The 17,905-nt window shown below is 70.2% G+C and carries 17 protein-coding genes and 1 tRNA gene; 10 read left to right on the top strand and 8 right to left on the bottom strand.

The window, feature by feature from the left end; all coding sequences use genetic code 11:
* Positions 1-82: 82 nt before the first annotated feature.
* Both IMZ11_RS32915 and IMZ11_RS32910 read right to left on the bottom strand, forming a co-directional pair.
* On the bottom strand, positions 83-841 hold the full coding sequence (locus IMZ11_RS32915; RefSeq protein ID WP_228646309.1) for a cytochrome d ubiquinol oxidase subunit II: 759 nt from the start codon (positions 839-841) through the stop codon (positions 83-85).
* Between the two features lie 49 nt (positions 842-890).
* Positions 891-2,075: a cytochrome ubiquinol oxidase subunit I gene (locus IMZ11_RS32910; RefSeq protein WP_228646308.1), complete on the bottom strand. Its 1,185-nt coding sequence runs from the start codon at positions 2,073-2,075 to the stop codon at positions 891-893.
* A gap of 85 nt (positions 2,076-2,160) precedes the next feature.
* Here IMZ11_RS32910 and IMZ11_RS32905 point away from each other — a divergent pair, with 85 nt between their 5' ends.
* A complete protein-coding gene (locus tag IMZ11_RS32905; RefSeq protein WP_228646307.1) occupies positions 2,161-2,487 on the top strand; it encodes a helix-turn-helix transcriptional regulator in 327 nt (108 codons plus the stop codon).
* A 32-nt stretch (positions 2,488-2,519) separates the two neighbouring features.
* On the opposite strand, the gene IMZ11_RS32900 is transcribed toward IMZ11_RS32905, so the two are convergent.
* The 3 genes from IMZ11_RS32900 to IMZ11_RS32890 all read right to left on the bottom strand — a co-directional run bounded on the left by IMZ11_RS32900 (position 2,520) and on the right by IMZ11_RS32890 (position 4,845).
* Positions 2,520-3,194: a permease prefix domain 1-containing protein gene (locus IMZ11_RS32900; RefSeq protein WP_228646306.1), complete on the bottom strand. Its 675-nt coding sequence runs from the start codon at positions 3,192-3,194 to the stop codon at positions 2,520-2,522.
* A gap of 128 nt (positions 3,195-3,322) precedes the next feature.
* Positions 3,323-4,201, bottom strand: coding sequence for an Fpg/Nei family DNA glycosylase (locus IMZ11_RS32895; RefSeq protein ID WP_228646305.1), 879 nt, complete (start codon positions 4,199-4,201; stop codon positions 3,323-3,325).
* A 44-nt stretch (positions 4,202-4,245) separates the two neighbouring features.
* Positions 4,246-4,845 (bottom strand): TenA family protein, encoded by a 600-nt coding sequence (locus IMZ11_RS32890; RefSeq protein WP_228646304.1) that lies wholly within the window; start codon positions 4,843-4,845, stop codon positions 4,246-4,248.
* Between the two features lie 61 nt (positions 4,846-4,906).
* Here IMZ11_RS32890 and IMZ11_RS32885 point away from each other — a divergent pair, with 61 nt between their 5' ends.
* Complete coding sequence (locus tag IMZ11_RS32885) at positions 4,907-5,560, top strand: GPP34 family phosphoprotein (RefSeq protein ID WP_228646303.1); 654 nt, start codon at positions 4,907-4,909, stop codon at positions 5,558-5,560.
* 57 nt (positions 5,561-5,617) lie between these two features.
* Here IMZ11_RS32885 and IMZ11_RS32880 read toward each other — a convergent pair whose 3' ends face one another.
* A complete protein-coding gene (locus tag IMZ11_RS32880; protein ID WP_228646302.1) occupies positions 5,618-6,820 on the bottom strand; it encodes an LCP family protein in 1,203 nt (400 codons plus the stop codon).
* A gap of 263 nt (positions 6,821-7,083) precedes the next feature.
* Between IMZ11_RS32880 and IMZ11_RS32875 the strand changes: the two genes are divergently transcribed.
* Positions 7,084-8,523 carry a hemolysin family protein gene (locus IMZ11_RS32875; protein WP_228646301.1) on the top strand — a complete coding sequence of 480 codons (1,440 nt, stop codon included), beginning with the start codon at positions 7,084-7,086 and terminating at the stop codon, positions 8,521-8,523.
* Complete coding sequence (locus IMZ11_RS32870; RefSeq protein WP_061255928.1) at positions 8,520-9,524, top strand: hemolysin family protein; 1,005 nt, start codon at positions 8,520-8,522, stop codon at positions 9,522-9,524. Before IMZ11_RS32875 ends, IMZ11_RS32870 begins: the two co-directional genes overlap by 4 nt.
* Here IMZ11_RS32870 and IMZ11_RS32865 read toward each other — a convergent pair.
* On the bottom strand, positions 9,513-10,655 hold the full coding sequence (locus IMZ11_RS32865; RefSeq protein WP_228646300.1) for an MFS transporter: 1,143 nt from the start codon (positions 10,653-10,655) through the stop codon (positions 9,513-9,515). The genes IMZ11_RS32870 and IMZ11_RS32865 overlap by 12 nt on opposite strands.
* Before the next feature lie 402 nt (positions 10,656-11,057).
* Positions 11,058-11,140 (bottom strand) — tRNA-Leu (locus IMZ11_RS32860).
* A 108-nt stretch (positions 11,141-11,248) separates the two neighbouring features.
* On the opposite strand from IMZ11_RS32860, the gene IMZ11_RS32855 reads away from it, so the two are divergent.
* The 6 genes from IMZ11_RS32855 to IMZ11_RS32830 form a co-directional block, all read left to right on the top strand.
* Positions 11,249-11,989, top strand: coding sequence for a DUF3662 and FHA domain-containing protein (locus tag IMZ11_RS32855; protein ID WP_061255931.1), 741 nt, complete (start codon positions 11,249-11,251; stop codon positions 11,987-11,989).
* 17 nt (positions 11,990-12,006) lie between these two features.
* The gene (locus IMZ11_RS32850) at positions 12,007-12,471 is read left to right on the top strand and encodes an FHA domain-containing protein (RefSeq protein WP_061255933.1); all 465 of its coding nucleotides are present in this window, start codon (positions 12,007-12,009) and stop codon (positions 12,469-12,471) included.
* The gene (locus IMZ11_RS32845) at positions 12,468-13,748 is read left to right on the top strand and encodes a Stp1/IreP family PP2C-type Ser/Thr phosphatase (protein ID WP_228646299.1); all 1,281 of its coding nucleotides are present in this window, start codon (positions 12,468-12,470) and stop codon (positions 13,746-13,748) included. Before IMZ11_RS32850 ends, IMZ11_RS32845 begins: the two co-directional genes overlap by 4 nt.
* A 26-nt stretch (positions 13,749-13,774) precedes the next feature.
* A complete protein-coding gene (locus IMZ11_RS32840) occupies positions 13,775-15,124 on the top strand; it encodes an FtsW/RodA/SpoVE family cell cycle protein (protein ID WP_228646334.1) in 1,350 nt (449 codons plus the stop codon).
* A complete protein-coding gene (locus IMZ11_RS32835; protein WP_228646298.1) occupies positions 15,121-16,581 on the top strand; it encodes a penicillin-binding protein 2 in 1,461 nt (486 codons plus the stop codon). Before IMZ11_RS32840 ends, IMZ11_RS32835 begins: the two co-directional genes overlap by 4 nt.
* Positions 16,578-17,905 (top strand): serine/threonine-protein kinase (locus IMZ11_RS32830; protein ID WP_228646297.1); only part of this gene is annotated, 1,328 nt, incomplete at its 3' end. The genes IMZ11_RS32835 and IMZ11_RS32830, both read left to right, overlap by 4 nt.

The following is a 17,905-nucleotide window of genomic DNA, read 5'->3' as shown; positions in this document are numbered from 1 at the left end:
CCACCGGTCATGCGGGGGCACGGTCGGCCATCCGGGAGCTCCCGGCAAAATCCGGAAGACTCCGAAAGGGTGCCTGAAGAGGTCAGAAGAACGACGGGGCTCCGGCCCCCGCGCCGACTCCGGCGCCGCGGCCGAAGGTGCGCCACACCCACACCTGCGCGACCACCATGACGGGCACGCAGGGCAGAACCACCAGGGTGAGCACGCCCAGGGTGCCGGGAGGCGCCACGTGGTCGAGCAGCCACGGGGTCGCGACGGCCAGTGGCACCGCCACCGGGACGGCGGCCAGGCACGCCGAGCCGAGCAGCGCCCTGCCGGTACGGCCGGGCCCGCCGAGCCGCCAGATCGCGAACCTCCGGCCGTGGAGGGCGAACACCCCGACCACCAGCGCCGCGTAGCCCACCCCGAGCGGGGTGAGCACCGGCCCGCCCTGGACGAGGGCGGCCAGCGCCAGACCCCAGGTCAGGGCCAGGCCGAACGAGCCGACGCAGAGCACGCCGTCCCAGAACGCCCGCCAGGCACGGCCGTCCTGCCTGCGCCGGAACCACAATCCGGCGTCACGGAGCACCCACGACACGAGCAGCCCGACGACCAGCGGATAGAGGGTGAACAGCACCTCGCCCTCCAGGTGGGGGAACGCGCCGAACAGCACGCCCACCACCGCGACCAGCCACACCTCGCCGGCCAGGACGAACGGCGCCATCCCCGCCACCAGCCGGTCCCGCTCCGCGCCGGTACGGCCGAGCACGGGCAGCAGCATGCCGAGTCCGATGTCGAAGCCCTCCAGGGCGAAGTAGCCGATCAGCAGCAGGGCGAACACGCCGAGCCAGAGGATGTCCATCGTCGTCTCCTAGAGAGGCGGCACTAGAGGGCGGCACAGAGAGGCGGCATCAGAGGGTCAGCGCCGGTGCGGGCGCGGGCGGGCGCCCGGAGGCGCCGAGGGTCGCGGCGGCCGGGCCGCGCCGTACGGTGCGGGCGATGAGCAGGTAGTCCACGACGGCGAGCAGGCCGAGCACACCGATGAAGGCGACGAAGGAGCCGACGATCATGCCTGGGGTGAGCCCGGGGGACATGGCGTCCTTCACGGTCAGCCTGCCGTACACGATCCAGGGCTGGCGGCCGATCTCGCGGACCAGCCAGCCGAGGATCGACGCGATGAACGGCAGCGGGGTCATGAGCATCAGCAGCGGGTGCGTCCACCGCCAGCGGGCCAGCCAGTCGCGGAACAGCAGCGGGGTCAGGCCGAACATCACCGCGAACTGGATGAGCTGTCCGATGAGGATCATGAAGCCCAGCGGAGCACCGACGGCCGGGCCGCCGTTGAACTTGCCCGGCTGGACCAGGCCGACCGCGCCGAACTGGGCGTAGCCGAAGCCCACGGTGATCGTGGTGCCGATGAGCGCCCCCACCACGCCGAGGCGCAACGATCGGACGAAGAACTCCCACTCGGACGTACGGCGGAACAGGTGGTAGGCGCTCGCGCCGATGATGACGAAGCTGCCGACGAACAGGCCCGCGCCGAGCACGTGGGGCAGCGCGAAGACGAGCGCCGGGTTGGTCAACAGGGCGCCGAAGTCGGTCAGTACGAGGTGATCCCCGCGCAGTTCGGCCGCCGCCGGGTTCTGCAGGAACGAGTTCGCCACGAGGATCCAGAACGCGGAGGCGTACGCCGTGAGCGCGACCAGCCAGATGCACGCCAAATGCAGCCATCGCGGCAGCCGGTGCCAGCCGAAGATCCACAGGCCGAGGAAGGTGGACTCCAGGAAGAAGGCCACCATCGTCTCGATCGCCAGCGGCGCGCCGAAGACGTCTCCCGCGTACCGCGACAGCCCGCTCCAGCTCAGTCCGAACTGGAACTCCATCACCAGGCCGGTGAAGACGCCCAGCGCGTAGTTGATGACGTAGATCTGGCCCCAGAACCGGGCCATCCGCTCGAAGACCGGCTTCCCGCTGATGACATGGCGGGTCTGCATGATCGCGACAAGGGGAGCCAGGCCGAGGGTGAGCACGACGAACAGGAAGTGCAGGCTTCCCGTCACCGCGAACTGCGCCCGCGCCAGATCGAGCACGTCCATGTCCCAACTCCCTTGTTATGCCTCTCTACATATAGAGAGCCTACATGTAGGATGGCAAGAAAGACACAGGGATTAGGGTGAGGCCGTGAACACCAACGCGCTCCATGGACACATGGACGCCCTGCTGCTCTCCGTGCTGGAACACGAGCCCCTGCACGGCTACGCGATCATCGAGGCGCTCCAGGAACGCAGCGGTGGAGCGCTCGCCGTGCCGACCGGCACGGTCTATCCCGCCCTCAGGAGGCTGGAGCGGGCCGGCTATCTCGCCGGCGAGTGGGCGACCGTCGGCGGGCGCAAGCGCCGCACCTACCGGCTCACCCCGACCGGTCGTACGGCTCTCGCGGGCGAGCGGTCGGCCTGGCGGGAGTTCACCGCCGCGATCGGCAGCGTGCTGGAGCCGCGCACCCAATAACGCCGTTCCCCGCGATCAGCCCGTCCCCACGATCAGCCGGAGACGCGGGAACTGGCCATCAGGCACCGCGTCCCGCTGTGGAGTTGCCACAGGGTGACGGCGCCGGTGAGCAGCGTCGCGACGACACCGGGCGCGTACACCGTGACGTCGATCGCGGAAGCCGAGGACAGCAGGAACGACAGCACGCCGACCACCGGCACCTTGACCCAGATGAGCACGCCCAGCGCCCGGGTGACCAGCAAGGGACGCCGCACCCTGCGCCGTGCCGGCCCGACGACGACCAGCGCCACCGCCCCGAGCAGCCCGACGGCGATCCCGGAGTAGTCGACCACACGCGAGACGGGGCCGAACCAGCCGGGCCACTGCGCCATCGCCGCGGCCGGATCGGCCGGGTAGTTCTGCCAGATCACGCTCCACATCAGCGTGGTGAGGGGGACGCTGAGGAAAAGCAGCAGCGCCGTGCGGCGCCCCTGTCCGACGGCGAGCTCCTCCTGGTAGGCGGGGGCGATCTCGCCGATCGCGCCGAACTCCTCGACCGCCAGCCGCTCGGCCTCGGATCGGGGCAGGCCGTCGGCCTCCAGCGCCTCGGTGGCGTCCACGAGGCCGTCGCGCGCCTCGGCCATCAGGTCCCGCTTGACCCGCCAGGGACCGCGCAGGGAACGGGCGAGCCCCGTCACGTAGTCGTCGATGACACTCGCGCTCGCCATGCCGTTCCCCAGTCGGTCCGTGCCGCTCCCGCGCGCCGGGGCGGGGTCGTCCCATCTTCGCGCGGAACGGCTCCGGAGGGGATCAGGGAGATCCCTGATCCGACCCCCGGCTTCCCCGGCTTTCCGCGCTATTTCAGCAGCTTGGACAGGCGGCGGTCGGCGAGCGGCTTGCCGCCGGTCTGGCAGGTGGGGCAGTACTGCAGGGAGGAGTCGGCGAACGACACCTCCCTGATCGTGTCGCCGCAGACCTCGCACGTCTCGCCGGTACGGCCGTGCACGCGCAGGCCCGACTTCTTCTCCGCCTTGAGGTCCTTGGCGGCCAGCCCCCGAGCCCGCCCGACGGCGTCCCGGAGCGTCGTGACGATCGCCTCGTGCAGCTCGGCGATCTGGGCGTCCGTCAACGTTCCGGCGATCTTGAACGGGGACATGCGGGCGACGTGCAGCACCTCGTCGGAGTACGCGTTGCCGATGCCCGCGATCACCTTCTGGTCCCGGAGCAGCCCCTTGATCTGAGTGCGGCCGCCGGCCACGATCGCCTTGAGCGCGTCCGGGGTGAAATCGTCGGCCAGCGGATCGGGGCCCAGGCTCGCGATCCCGGGGACCTCGGCCGGATCACGAACGACGTACACCGCGAGGCGCTTCTGCGTGCCCGCCTCGGTGAGCTCGAAGCCGGGGGCCCGGCCGTCGCCGTCCGGCGCGAGCCGCACCCGCACCGCGAGCGGGCTCTTGCCGGGGCGGACCGGCTTCGCGCCCGTGAGGTCCTCCCGCCAGCGCAGCCATCCGCCGCGGGCGAGGTGCGTGACGAGGTGCACACCGTCGCAGTCGAGGTCGAGGAACTTGCCGTGCCTGGCCACGCCGGTCACGGTCAGCCCGCCGAGCGCGCCGACCGGCGGGTCCACGGTCTTCAACGCCTGGAAGGCGACCACGTCGACCGCCGCGATCACGCGGCCCACGGCGCGCTCGCCCAGGAACTCGGCGAGCGCCTCCACCTCGGGAAGCTCCGGCATGCCCTCACACTACCGGCCGCTCGTCCACAGGCTGTGGACAAACGCTACGGCACGTCCCAGAAGGCCAGCTCGTGCCGCATCCCCTCGACGAAGAACTCCTCCGCGCGCTCGGGCCGTACGTCGTCGATCATCTGGGCGATCCGGTCGGAGAGCGCGGCGAATCCGGGGTCGGCGTAGGTGTCCACCCACGCCTTGTAGCGCGGCTCGGCCGGCGGGTTCTCCGCGAGGATCCGCCCGAGCGTCGAGTAGCCCCACATGCAGGGATACAGCGCCGCCAGTCCGTTTCCGTAGTCGGCGGCGGACTCCAGCAGAAACGCCGTGTACGCGGCGCAGGCGGGCCCCTTCACGGCGCCGCCCAGGTCGGCGCCGAAGTCCGCGGAGAGGGACCGGTGGAGGTCCAGCTCCTCGTGCCAGGTCGAGTACGCGAGATCGACCAGCACTCCGAGGTGGGCGTCGGGCGCCTGCCAGGCCAGCCGGGAGAAAACCCGGACGTAGTCGAGCAGGTAGAGGTAGTCCTGCTCCAGCCACGAGCGGAAGACCTCGTCAGGCAGGTCACCTCGCGCGATGCCCCGCACGGTGGGATGCGCGAGCTGGGCCTCCAGCAGCGGACGGCCGATGGCGTGCAGTTCCTGAGAAATCCCCATAAGGGGACATTGTGGCCGACATCGCGCTTCCCGGATTCCGCGCCGCCGTATGGTCGAGGGCGTGACGACGACAATCGCCGAAGAGGTCCTGCTTCTCGCCTACCGTGAGGACACCGGAAAGCCCCAGATCGGCTCGGTCGAGCTGGACGCCGCGGTCGCGGGCGCCGTCCTGGCCGAGCTCGCCGTGAACGGCCGCATCGATCTGGACGGCACGAAGGTCGTGGCGAAGGACGCGACCCCGCTCGGTGACGATGAGCTGGACGCGGCCCTCGCCCGGATCGCCGGGGACACCAGGGAACGCAAGCCGGAGTGGTGGGTCGGCAAGCTCGACTCCAGGAAGCTCCGCGGCCGCCTGCTGGCCCGCCTGGCCGAGCACGGCGTCCTGTCCGAGGAGCGGACCAGGATCCTCGGTATCTTCCCCTCGACCCGCTACCCGGAGCACGACCCGGCCCCGGAGCTGGAGATCCGGCAGCGGGTCGAGCGCGTGCTCGGCGGCGAGGATCCCGACGAGCGCACGGCCGTGCTCATCGCGGTGCTGCACGCGTCGAAGCTCGATCGCAAGGCGTTCCCCGACGCCCCCGGGAAGCGGATCAAGGAGATCGCCGAGGGCGAGTGGGCCGGCGCGGCGGTGAAGAAGACGATCGCCTCCATCCACGCCGCCGTTCTGGCGGGAACCATCGCCGCGACGGTCGCCGCCAGCGCGTCGACCGGGTGAGCACGGCCCGGAGAGCCTCGCCCGGAGCGGTCGGCGCGCCCGCTCCGGCCGCTCGGGCTACTTGGTGATGGTGTCCTTCGGAGCGGGCTTGTCCTGGGCCAGCGCCTCGAACAGGCGGTTGGCCTTCGCGGAGTCCCACTTGACGACCGACTGACCGCCGATCGTGGGGAACCCGCTGACCGGGACGCCCGTGGCGATCGGGCTGTCCTTCATCGCGAGGCCGACCGACAGCAGGTCGTACAGGCCGGTCCCGGGATCGACGGCCACCGATTCCGCCGCGCTCAGGCCAAGGGGCACCGAGGTGAACGGGTTGAGCAGGGTGCCGGGGTTCGCCGCCTTCTGCACCACGGCCGAGAAGAACTGGCGCTGCCGCTGGGTCCGCTCGAAGTCGGGGATGTTGCCGGTCGCCCGGGTACGGACGTAGCCCAGGGCGGTGCCCCCGTCCATGTCCTGGCAGCCCTTCTTCAGGTTGATGCCGGCCTTGGAGTCCGTGATGTTCTGCTTCACGCAGATGTTGACCCCGCCGATCGCGTCGACGATGCCGACGAATCCCCCGAATCCGATCTCCATGTAGTGGTCGATCCGGATGCCGGTGACCCGCTCGACCGTCTTGGCCAGCAGCTCGGGCCCTCCGAAGGCGTACGCGGCGTTCAGCTTGTTGCTCCCGTGGCCCTCGATCGGGACGTAGGAGTCGCGGGGGAGGCTGACGAGGGTGGGCCGCCCGTCCCCGTCGGGGATGTGCAGCAGCATCATCGTGTCCGTGCGCTTGCCGACCGCCTTGCCGGTGGCCAGCTTCTTGCGCTGGGCGGCCGACAGGCCCTCCCGGCTGTCGGAGCCGACGAGGAGCCAGTCCTGGCCGGGTGTGGCCTCGGGCCGTCCGGAGTAGTCGGCCAGGGACTCCACCGGCTGCAGCTTGGAACCGATCCAGAAATATCCGGCTATAGCGGCGATGATGAGGACCACCAGCACACCCGCGACGACCTTGATGATCGTCCGGCCGATCCGCCTGGGCTTCCGCGGGGGGAAATGGTCCGCGACCGTGCGATCGGCCGGCAGGGGACGCACGGGGCTCTGCCCCGAGCGCGGCTTGCCGTACACCTTGGAGGAACCGCGGCGCGAGGACGGAGCGTCCTGCGCGGGCGGCGGCTCGGACCCTCGCAGAGGGGGCACCGGATGCTGCGCGGGTGGAATGCCGGGAACCGGGGGGCGTGCGACTCCGGGTTTGCGGATGGCCCGGGTCGGGTCGTCGTCCTCGGCCACGTCTTCTCCCCCTGCCGCTCAGCGTCCTGCCGTCAACCATGCCGTAAACCCATGAGAGCGCAGGCGTGACATCAAGGTTTCCTGTGGAACGTACCCAGAAGTGCCCTAAGACCTCAATAAAGGCACTGCTGGAAACACTTCGGCACATTCAGCCGTTACGGTGGTAGACCCCTACCTGAAAGGACGGTCGTGTCCGCTTCGGACTCGTGGAGTACCTGCCCGTGCCCAGGCACGGGATCTTACCGCCCCCGGGCAGGCGCCCGATGAGCATCGCCCTCGGCCTTCTGGCCGTACTCGTCCTCACCCTCGCGACCGGATACTTCGTCGCGCAGGAGTTCGCGTTCGTCGCGGCGGACCGGGCGGTCCTCCGCGAACAGAAGGGTGATCCCGCCGCAGAGCGGGCGCTCGAAGTCACCGGGCGCCTGTCGTTCATGCTTTCCGGAGCCCAGCTCGGCATCACCGTCACCACCCTGTTGGTGGGTTTCATCGCCGAGCCGGCCATCTCCGACGTCATCCGGGACCCGCTGCGGGACCTGGGCGTCCCCGCCGGCGTCGTCCCCGGCCTCTCCGTGGCACTGGGCATCGCGATCGCCACGATCGTCCAGATGATCCTCGGCGAGCTCGCTCCCAAGAACCTCGGCATCGCCCGGCCGGAGCCCGTCGCGAAGTTCCTGGCCCGATCGACGCTGATCTACCTGAAGGTCGCCGGCCCTTTGATCCACCTGTTCGACTCGGCGGCGACCCGGCTGGTCCGGCTCGCCGGGATCGAGCCCGTGGAGGAGCTGGAGCACGGCGCCACGCCCGAGGAGCTGTCCCGCATCGTGGCCGAGTCGGCCGCCGCGGGCGAGCTGCCCCCGCGGCTGGCCGAGCTGCTCGAACGCGCGCTCTCCTTCGGCGACCGTACGGCCGAGGACGTGATGGTCCCCCGTCCCCGCGTGGTCTCGCTCCGTGCCGGCCGCACCGTCCGCGATCTGCTCGACGCCGTACGCGACCATGGTCACTCGCGCTATCCGGTGCTCGGCACCGACGGCGACGACGTCGTGGGCGTCACCGGACTGCGCGAGATCCTCAAGGACGGACCGCACGAGAACGAGCCGCTGTCCGCCGTCATGCGCGCGCCGGTGTTCGTGCCCGCCACGCTGCCGCTGCCCACGGTGCTCCAGCGGATGCGCGCGTCTGACGACACGTTCGCGTGCGTCATCGACGAGTACGGCGGACTGGCCGGGATCGTCACCGTCGAGGACCTCGCCGAGGAACTCGTCGGCGAACTGGTCGACGAGAACGACCCCGAACCGCTCGGCGTGGTCCCTCACGACGACGGCTCCTGGGACGTACCCGCCACGCTCAGGCTGGACGAGGTCGAGCGCGCCACGGGCGTCCGGCTCCCCGAGAGCGAGGACTACGAGACCGTGGCCGGCCTAGTCCTCGCGTCACTGGGCCGGATGACCGAGCCCGGCGACGAGGTCACCGTGCCCGTCGAGCAGGAATCCGATCCCTTCACCGAATCCGACGAGAAGCTGGCCGTGCTCACCGTGCTGTCCCTGCAACGCCGCGTCCCCGGGTGGGTACGGCTCTCGCTCCGCGACGAGACGTCCCCCGCGGAGGACGAGGAGCCGGCCACCGACACGGCGGCCCACCGTCACCCCGGTGACTACGCCCCCGGCCTGTTCTCGGCCCTGTTCCAGGGAGAGCGGTCCGCGTGAACGAGATAGCGGCCATCCTCCTCGGCGTGGTGCTGCTGGTGGCCAACGGCTTCTTCGTCGCCGCCGAGTTCGCCCTGGTGTCGGCCAAGCGGCACCGGCTCGAAGAACTCGCCGCCTCCGGCGGCCGGTTCACGAAGCTGACCGCGCGGGCGGCCGTCCGCGGCGCGCGCGAACTCTCGCTGATGCTCGCGGGCGCGCAGCTCGGCATCACGCTGTGCTCCCTGGGGCTCGGCATGGTCGCAGAACCGGCCATCGAGCACCTGCTCGAACCGATCCTCGTTCTGCTGCCGGAGTCCGCGCGGACGCCCGTCGCGTACGTGATCGCGCTCGCCCTGGTGACCTTCCTGCACATGGTCGTGGGGGAGATGGCGCCCAAGTCGTGGGCGCTCACCCACCCCGAGAAGGCGGCGATGGGCCTCGCGCTGCCGTTCCGCGGCTTCTCGCGGCTCGTCCGGCCCGTGCTCGCGGCGCTGAACGGCATGACGAACGGGCTGCTGCGGCTGTTCAAGGTCCACCCCAAGGACGAGCTCGCCACCACCCGCACGCCCCACCAGCTCGCCCTGCTGGTCGCCGAGTCCGGGCGGATGGGCATGCTCGACCGGGACGAGCACAACCTGCTCACCCGGGCGCTGCGTGTCCACCTGCTACCGGTGGAGCGGCTCATGGTGCCGATCGAGCACGCCGCCACGGTCCCCGCCGGCGCCGACGACCAGGTCGTACGGGACACCGCCGCGGCGACCGGCGACCTGCGGATGCTGGTCGTCTCCCCTGAGTCCGTCGTGGGCGTGCTGCACGTCCGGGACACGCTCATGCAGCCGGGACGGCGCCCGGAGGAGCTGGCCACGCCCGCTCCCCGGCTCGCCGCGGACACCAGCATCTCGGACGCGGTGGCCGTGCTGCAGGAGGCCCACGCCCAGCTCGGCCTGGTCACCGACGCGAGCGGCATGGTGGTCGGCATGGTCAGCCTGCCCGCCCTCATCGGCCAGCTCCTAGCCTCCTGACGGAGTCGCCGCGGCGGCGGCGAGCGCGAGCGCTCCCGCCACGGCGAAGGCGGCCGCGAACCCGGATCCGGAGATGAACAGTCCCATCACGCCCGGGGTCGCGGCCGCGACAACGTTCTGCGCGGTGTTCTGCGCGCCCAGCGCCCGCCCCGCCCAGGACGAGCCCGCGAGCTCTGAGACGGCCGTGAAGGCCAGTCCGTTGCCGCTCATCGAGATCACCAGGGCGGCCACCAGAAAAGGCGCGCTGAGGCCGTTTCCGGCCTGTGCGGCCACCGCCAGAAGGATCATCACCGCTCCGTTGACCAGAGCCAGCCGGCGCATCGGTCCCACCCGGCTGCCGGCCAGATCCGACCAGCGGCCGCACAGCAGCCTCCCCGCCGCCCCGGCGAACTGGGCCATCGCCACCACCCGGGCGGCCGTGCCGAGATCCCAGTGCCGTGCCGACACGAGATAGGTGACGGCGAAGCCCGCGGTCACGAACTGCGGGACGACGAGCAACATGCTGGCGCCGTGCACCCGCCACAGAGCCGCCATGCCGTACGGCGACGCGGTCCGCGTGCCCGGCGCGGCGGGCGGCCGGGGCGGGTCCACCACCATCAGGCCCACGGTGGCCGCGGTGGCCAGGCAGATCGCGGCCATGACGAGCAGCGCGGCGGTGACATGCGCCACGGCAGGGGTGACGATCCCGGCCACGGCGACGCCCAGGGGCTGGGCCGTCTGCCGCCAGCCCATCGCGACGCCGCGCCGCTCCTTGGGGAACCAACCGAGGACCACCCGGCCGCTGGCCGCGTTCGCCGACGCCCCCGAGGCGCCGGCGAGCGCCAGCAGCACCGCGAGGACGGCCGGGTGCCCCGCGAACGCGGCGGCGGCGAGGAATCCGGCCGCGAGCCCGAGACCGGCGGTCATCGCGAGCCGCTCGCCGTACCGGTCGGCGACCCAGCCCCAGGCGATCAGGGTGAAGAGCATGCCCGCGCTCGGGGCGCCGACGAGCAGTCCGGCCTGAGGAAGGGTCAGACCCTTCTCCTCCTGGAAGGCGGGCAGGAGGAACGGCAGGCCGTACATGAACACGCAGCCCGCGCCTTGGGCGGCGACACCGAGGCTCAGCATGATCCAGCGGTTGGGAGTCCTCATGAGGGCAGCATATGAACCATCTCGCAAACTAAGACAGTTATGGTCACATAATGAGACACAAAGCAAAGAACGCTGATCATCTGTCTGCAAGCGGATCGAAAGTCATGAGCCGGAGAATCCGAGGGCCCGGCACCGGCCGGGATCGGGAAGGCACGCGTTCCGGTTTCCGGGTTCTGCGACGGCCGCCCACCCGCTACGTTGACCCGTACTCCGACCGAAGGGGGTGCCGTTCCGTGCCACACAGAACCGAGCGCTTCTCCACCGCCCCGGTCACCGAAGGGCGGCGCAGTCGGCGCAGCCCCTCACATCGGGGGGTTCGGGGGGTCGTCCCCCCGGTAGATACAACGAAGGGGCCGGATGGGAAGGAAGCTCTGCTTCCGACCAGCCGACCCCAACCGTTCGTGGGCAAGGGGGGAGTTGAACCCCCACGTCCTTTCGGACACACGGACCTGAACCGTGCGCGTCTGCCATTCCGCCACTTGCCCCTTGCGGGTGCCCCCATCGCTGGGCGCCTGGAAAGGTTAGCACGTAACCGCCGATACTTACGAACCCGGATACGATCCCTCTAGACGATGGAGGAAGGGAGGTACCCGGTGGGAGTCCTTCAGCGCTTCGAGCGCAGGCTCGAAGGCTTGGTTGAGGGGGCCTTTGCACGGGCGTTCAAGTCTGACCTTCAGCCGGTCGAGGTCGCCAGCGCCGTCCAGCGAGAGATGGACGAGCGGGCCGCGATCGTCGCCCAGGGTCGCACGCTCGTACCGAACGACTTCGTGGTGGAGTTGTCGACGACCGACAGCGAGCGGCTGGAGGTGTACGCCGACAGCATCAGCCACGAACTGGCCAACCTCGCCAGGGAGTACGCCAAGGAGCAGGGGTACTCATTCGTAGGACCCGTCCGGGTGCGTTTCGAGACCGCCGACGACCTCGCGGTCGGGCTGTTCCGGATCCGGTCGGGCGTCATCCGTGGCGCGACGGTGGAACAGGACGAGATCCGGCAACCGGTGAGCGATCTGCCCGCCGGGCGACCCGGGGCGTTCGGCGGCCGGCCACGGCTGCTCGTCTCGACCCAGGACGACCCGCAGGGCCAGAGGTCCTACGAATTGACCACACCGGTGACGCTGCTCGGCCGCGGCACCGATTGTGATCTTCGACTGGTCGATCCGGGCGTATCACGGCATCATGCCGAACTACGTGTAGAAGGGCAGCAGGTCGTCCTCGTCGACCTGGGGTCCACGAACGGCACCTTCGTCAACGGGCAGCCGATCCGCAGGATCGAGATGCAGGACGGGACGAGGGTGACACTGGGGCGCACGACCCTGGTGTTCCGGCGCGATTAGGGGTAGACAGACGGTCCATGTCCGAGCTCACGCTGCTGCTGATCCGGCTCGCCTTCCTGGCGCTGCTGTGGTTCTTTGTGATTGCCGCGGTCGGCGTGATCCGGACAGACTTGTTCGGTGCACGTACGGCTGCCGCACCCGCACGGAAGCCAACCAAAACCGCGAAACCAGTGTCTAAACCCAAGAGGGGGGAACCTCGTCAGATGGTCGTCACGGGTGGCCCCCTGCAAGGGACCGTCATCAACCTCACGGAGACGCCAATCACCATCGGCCGGGCGACTGACGCCACGCTGGTACTCAGCGACGACTACGCTTCGAGCCGGCATGCCCGGCTCTTCCCGCAGGACGGCCAGTGGATCGTGGAAGACCTCGGTTCAACCAATGGCACGTACCTCGACCGCTCCAAAGTGACCCGACCGACCCCGGTGCCTCTCGGAGTTCCGATCCGCATCGGCAAAACCGTCATCGAATTGCGCAAATGACAATCGCACTCCGCTACGCCGCCCGCTCGGACGTCGGCCTCCTCCGCGAAGGAAACGAGGACTCGGCGTACGCAAGCGGCCGCCTGCTGGCCGTCGCCGACGGCATGGGCGGGCACGCACACGGCGAGGTGGCCAGCTCGGTCGCCATCGCCGCCATGTCGTCCCTCGATCATGCCAGGGACGCCCTCGGGGGTGACCTGCTCAGCGACATCGAGGCGGCGGTCCGGGAGGCCAACCATCAGCTCCACGCGATGGTGGCCCGGGACCCGAGCCTCAAGGGCATGGGCACCACACTGACCGCGATGCTTTGGAACGGCCCCAGGTTCGCCCTGATCCATGTGGGCGACTCTCGTGCGTACCTGCTGCGCAACGAGGAGCTGTACCAGATCACGCATGACCACACTCTCGTGCAGTCGCTGGTGGACGACGGCCGCATCACTCTTGAAGAGGCCGCCAACCATCCGCAACGCTCGATCCTGCTCCGCGCGCTCGACGGGAGCGGCGAGGTCGACCCCGACCTGCAGGACCGGGAGGCCCAGGTGGGCGACCGGTACCTGCTGTGCTCGGACGGCCTGTCCGCGGTCGTCAGCGCCGAGACCCTGCACCACACGCTCAGCACGATCGACGATCCCGAGGACGTCGTCCGGCAGCTCATCGACCTGGCCAACAGGGGCGGCGGGCCGGACAACATCACCTGCGTGGTCGCCGACGTGATCGAGGTGGACGACGTCCAGCCGCCGGTCTACGCCGCGGCCGTGGTGGGGGCCGCGGGCTCGGGCAGACTGCGATCCGCTCCGCCGGACACTCCGGCCGGACGGGCGACCACGGTGACCGCGCCCCAACCGGTGATCGTGGACGAGGACCTCGACGACCAACCCGCGCCGGAGGCCCCGGCCTCCGGCCGGCGGGCCAAGAAACGCCGCTCCTGGCCCTTTCGGGTCACGTCGATCGTGATCGTCGCCGCCGTGCTCGGGCTCGGCGGCTATTTCGGCTATGAGTGGACCCAGGATCAGTACTACGTCGGCGCCAAGGGAGACCAGATCGTGGTCTTCCGCGGCGTCGACGCCGAGCTGGGCCCGGTCTCCTTCAAGAAGGTCGCCTACACCGACGACGCCCCGGTGTCCTCGCTCAGTGCGGTGCAGCAGGACCAGATACGCAGTGGCATCCCGGTCGACGACCTGCAGGCCGGGATAAAGACCATAAAGAACTTCAGCGACGACGGCTCCACGCAACAGGCGACCGCTTCCCCGTCCCCGTCGTCGGGATCCGGTAAGTGAGTTCCGCGGAAGCCGCCCCCGTCCCCATGACCGCCAAGCGGCGGGGGGCGCAGCTCGCCATGCTCGCCTTCGCCGTGGTCATCGTCATGGGCGCGTACGCGAGCGTCGGTCTCGGCATCGACGGCAAGATCCCCGCGGGCATGCTGACCTACGGCCTCGGCCTGGGCGCGCTCATGCTCGCCGCCTACCTCGTGCTCGCCAAGTGGGCGCCGTGGGCCGACCCGCTGATTCTTCCGCTGGTGACCCTGGTCAACGGGCTCGGCCTGGTGATGATCTACCGGATCGAGCAGACCGGGCAGGGCGGCGCCTCGGCCGCCACCCAGCTCATGTGGACGGCGCTCGGCGTCGTGATGTTCTCCGCGACCCTGATCGTGTTGAAGGACCATCGCGCCTTGCAGCGCCTCACCTACACCGCGGGCTTCGCGGGGCTCGCGCTGCTGTTACTCCCGCTGGTGCCGTTCATCGGCAAGGAGATCAACGGCGCCCGCATCTGGGTGGGCATCGGCGGCTTCTCCATCCAGCCTTCCGAGTTCGCGAAGATCGCACTCGTCGTCTTCTTCGCCGGCTACCTCGTCGCCAAGCGGGACGTGCTCGCTCTCGCCGGGCGCCGCCTGCTCTTCATCGATCTGCCGCGCGCCCGCGACCTCGGCCCGGTGCTCATCACGTGGGCCGTCAGCCTGGGCGTCCTCGTCATGCAGAAGGACCTCGGCAGCTCGCTGCTGCTGTTCGGCGCGTTCATCGCGATGCTCTACATCGCGACCCAGCGCACCTCGTGGGTGCTCATCGGCATCCTGCTCTTCGTGGGCGGCGCGGTGCTGGCCGGACAGATCTTCAGCCATGTCGAGGCCCGTTTCGACGGCTGGCTGAACGCCAGCTCGCAGGAGCTGTACGACCGCGAGCTGGGCGGCACCTACCAGCTCATGCAGGGCCTCTTCGCGATCGGCTCCGGCGGCATCCTGGGCACCGGACTCGGCCAGGGACACCCGAAAGAGATCCCGCTGTCGTTCTCCGACTTCATCTTCACCGCCACCGGCGAGGAGCTCGGTCTCACCGGCCTGATGGCCCTCCTCATGGTGTACGCGCTGATCGTCGAACGGGGCCTGCGCACCGCCCTCGCGGCCCGCGACCCGTTCTCCAAGCTGCTCGCGGGCGGCCTCTCCTTCATCCTGGCCTGGCAGGTGTTCATCATCGTCGGCGGCGTGACCCGGCTGATCCCGCTGACCGGCCTGGTCACCCCGTTCATGTCGGCGGGCGGCTCGGCCCTGCTCGCTAACTGGATGCTTATCGCGCTGCTGGTACGCATGTCAGACGCGGCGCGCAAGCCGCCGCCCCAGGCGATCCAGGACGAAGGACTGACCCAGGTGATGCAGCGATGAACGGCACACTCAAGCGGGTCGCCCTCGCCTGCCTGCTGATGTTCGCCCTACTCATGGTCAACGTGAACTACCTCGGCGCGGTGAAGGCCGAGGACCTGCGCACCGACCCGCGCAACAAGCGATCCTTCTACGCGCGCTACTCCGTGGACCGGGGGTGGATCACCTCCGACAACGGCAAGGTCACCCTGGCCAAGAGCGTGGACACCGGCGACGCCGACTTCCGGTTCGAGCGGGAGTACCCCGAGGGCAAGCCGTTCGCGCACGTCGTCGGCTACTTCGCCCCGGAGAGCGCGTCGGGCATCGAGGGTGCCGAGGGCCGCTACCTCGACGGCAGCCACCCCGACCTGGTGGTGCGTCGCGCCATCGACCTGATCAGCGGCAAGCCGCACAAGGGTGCCAACGTCGACCTCACGCTGAACGCCGCGGCGCAGAAGATCGCGTACAAGGACCTGGCGAGCACCGGGAAGCGCGGCGCGGTCGTCGCCATCGCCCCGAAGACGGGCGCGATCCTCACGCTGGTCTCCGTGCCGTCCTATGACCCGAACCCGCTGGCGGTGGCCAACAAGGGCAAGGTCAATGAGGCGTACAACAAGCTCGACGCGGACAAGGCGAACAAGCCGCTGCTCAACCGGGCGATCGGACTCACGTACGCCCCCGGCTCGACGTTCAAGACGATCACGTCGGCGGCGTTCCTGATGGACGACCAGTCCCGCGACGTGAACACGATGGTGAACGCGCCGGACGCGCTGCCGCTGCCCGGCACGAACATCTCGTTGCCGAACTACCACGGCGAGTCCTGCGGCGGCCGGGCGACGCTGCTGGCCGCGTACACGATCTCCTGCAACACCCCGTTCGCCGACGTCGCGATGGCCATGGGGTACGACAAGCTGAAGGAGCAGGCCGAGAAGTTCGGCATCGGCAGCTCGCTCAGCATCCCGCTGAGCGTCACACGCAGCGACATCGGCCCGGACGAGGGCAAGGCCGCCCTCGCCATGACCGCCATCGGGCAGCGCAGCAACCAGATGACCCCGCTGCAGATGGCGATGGTCGCGGCCGGCATCGCGAACCGCGGCACGGTCATGAAGCCGTACCTCGTCAACAAGATCACCGGCCCGGACGGCGGCGAGATCGACACCACCGATCCCGATGAGCTGAGCGAGGCGGTGACGCCCGAGGTCGCCGCCCAGCTCACCACGATGATGATCAACGTCGTCCGGAACGGCACCGGCAAGGCCGCCGGCCTGCCGAACCACACGGTCGCCGGTAAGACCGGCACCGCCGAGACCGCCCCCGGCAAGCCGTCCCACGCGTGGTTCATCTCCTTCGCCCCCGCCGAGGACCCGCAGGTCGCCGTCGCGGTCTTCGTCGAGTCCGGCAGCGCGGGCAACGACGCCACCGGCGGCGCCATCGCCGCCCCGATCGCGCACGACGTCATGCAGGCGGTGCTCGGTCAGTGACATCCGGCAACCCCGTTCTCGGCGGCCGTTACCGGCTGACCTCCCGCATCGCCGCGGGGGGCATGGGCGAGGTGTGGCAGGCCACGGACGAGCTCCTCGGCCGCGAGGTCGCGGTGAAGCTGCTGCGGCAGCACGTGGCGGCCGACCCCTCCTTCCGTGAGCGGTTCCGGAACGAGGCGCGGATCACGGCGGGGCTGACCGACCCGGGGATCGCCCAGGTCTTCGACTACGGCGAGAGCGACGGCGTCGCGTACCTCATCATGGAGCTCGTGTCGGGCGAGCCGCTCTCCGGCATCCTGCGGCGCAACGGCTCGCTCAGCCCGGAGGTCACGCTCGACGTGATCGGGCAGGTCGCCAAGGCCCTGCACTCCGCGCACCGGGCGGGGATCATCCACCGCGACATCAAACCGGGCAACCTGCTCGTCACCGAGACCGGGGTCGTCAAGGTCACCGACTTCGGCATCGCGCGCGCCCTGGAGGCCGCGCCGGTGACCCAGAGCGGCGTCGTTCTCGGCACCGCGCAGTACGTCAGCCCGGAGCAGGCGTCCGGCAGCACGCTGACCCCGGCCACCGACGTCTACTCCCTCGGTGTCGTGGCGTACGAGTGCCTGGCCGGCCGTCCTCCTTTCAGTGGCGAAACGCAGGTCGCGATCGCGCTGCACCACCTGTACGACCCGCCTCCGCCGCTGCCCGCCGCGGTGCCCGCGCGGGTGCGCGAGCTGGTGCTGGCCATGCTGGCCAAAGATCCCGAAGCCCGACCGGCCGGGACGCGGGAACTCGCCGAACGGGCCGTCACGATCCGGGAGTCCCTGTCCGACGCGCACACCGTCATGCTCGGCACGCTGACCGACCCCGCGTGGTTCGCGGTCGGCGCCCCGGCCCACGGCCCGACCCACGGCCCCATCAGCGCCCCCGCGACGCCGCCGGCGGCCACCCGGGCGGCCTCTGCGGCCGTGTCCGCGACGGCGCCCCGGAGTCCGGCCCCGAGCAGGCGCCGCCGCAGGCGGACCACGACAGTGGTGTTCGCCACGGCGGGGTGCGCGGCCGCCGTCGGCCTCGGAGCCCTGGCGGTACGGGGGATGCAGGCGCCGAGGGGTCCGGAGGGTGACCTGAGCTCGGTCACCGCCGTCCCCACGGTCGAATCTCCCACCGCGCGGCCTCCCAGGCCGGCGACTCCCACGGCCTCGCCGTCCCGAGAGCGACCGAAGTCAACCCGGCCGTCCCCTTCGGCGTCGGCTACGGTAAGCAGGTCGGCATCGCCCACCCCGAAGCCGACGCCATCCCCGACGCCCACTCCGAAGAACACCCCCACTCCGACTCCCAC

Source organism: Microtetraspora sp. AC03309 (assembly GCF_020826795.1).
GTDB lineage: Bacteria > Actinomycetota > Actinomycetes > Streptosporangiales > Streptosporangiaceae > Microtetraspora > Microtetraspora glauca.
This window is presented reverse-complemented; position numbering and strand designations above follow the sequence as displayed.

Excerpts from the sequence above, each read along its gene's own strand:
- IMZ11_RS32915 (WP_228646309.1), bottom strand. The coding sequence starts at position 841 with ATGGACATCCTCTGGCTCGGCGTGTTCGCCCTGCTGCTGATCGGCTAC.
- IMZ11_RS32910 (WP_228646308.1), bottom strand. The coding sequence starts at position 2,075 with ATGGACGTGCTCGATCTGGCGCGGGCGCAGTTCGCGGTGACGGGAAGC.
- IMZ11_RS32900 (WP_228646306.1), bottom strand. The coding sequence starts at position 3,194 with ATGGCGAGCGCGAGTGTCATCGACGACTACGTGACGGGGCTCGCCCGT.
- IMZ11_RS32895 (WP_228646305.1), bottom strand. The coding sequence starts at position 4,201 with ATGCCGGAGCTTCCCGAGGTGGAGGCGCTCGCCGAGTTCCTGGGCGAG.
- IMZ11_RS32890 (WP_228646304.1), bottom strand. The coding sequence starts at position 4,845 with ATGGGGATTTCTCAGGAACTGCACGCCATCGGCCGTCCGCTGCTGGAG.
- IMZ11_RS32875 (WP_228646301.1), top strand. The coding sequence starts at position 7,084 with ATGAGCATCGCCCTCGGCCTTCTGGCCGTACTCGTCCTCACCCTCGCG.
- IMZ11_RS32865 (WP_228646300.1), bottom strand. The coding sequence starts at position 10,655 with ATGAGGACTCCCAACCGCTGGATCATGCTGAGCCTCGGTGTCGCCGCC.
- IMZ11_RS32850 (WP_061255933.1), top strand. The coding sequence starts at position 12,007 with ATGTCCGAGCTCACGCTGCTGCTGATCCGGCTCGCCTTCCTGGCGCTG.
- IMZ11_RS32845 (WP_228646299.1), top strand. The coding sequence starts at position 12,468 with ATGACAATCGCACTCCGCTACGCCGCCCGCTCGGACGTCGGCCTCCTC.
- IMZ11_RS32840 (WP_228646334.1), top strand. The coding sequence starts at position 13,775 with ATGACCGCCAAGCGGCGGGGGGCGCAGCTCGCCATGCTCGCCTTCGCC.
- IMZ11_RS32835 (WP_228646298.1), top strand. The coding sequence starts at position 15,121 with ATGAACGGCACACTCAAGCGGGTCGCCCTCGCCTGCCTGCTGATGTTC.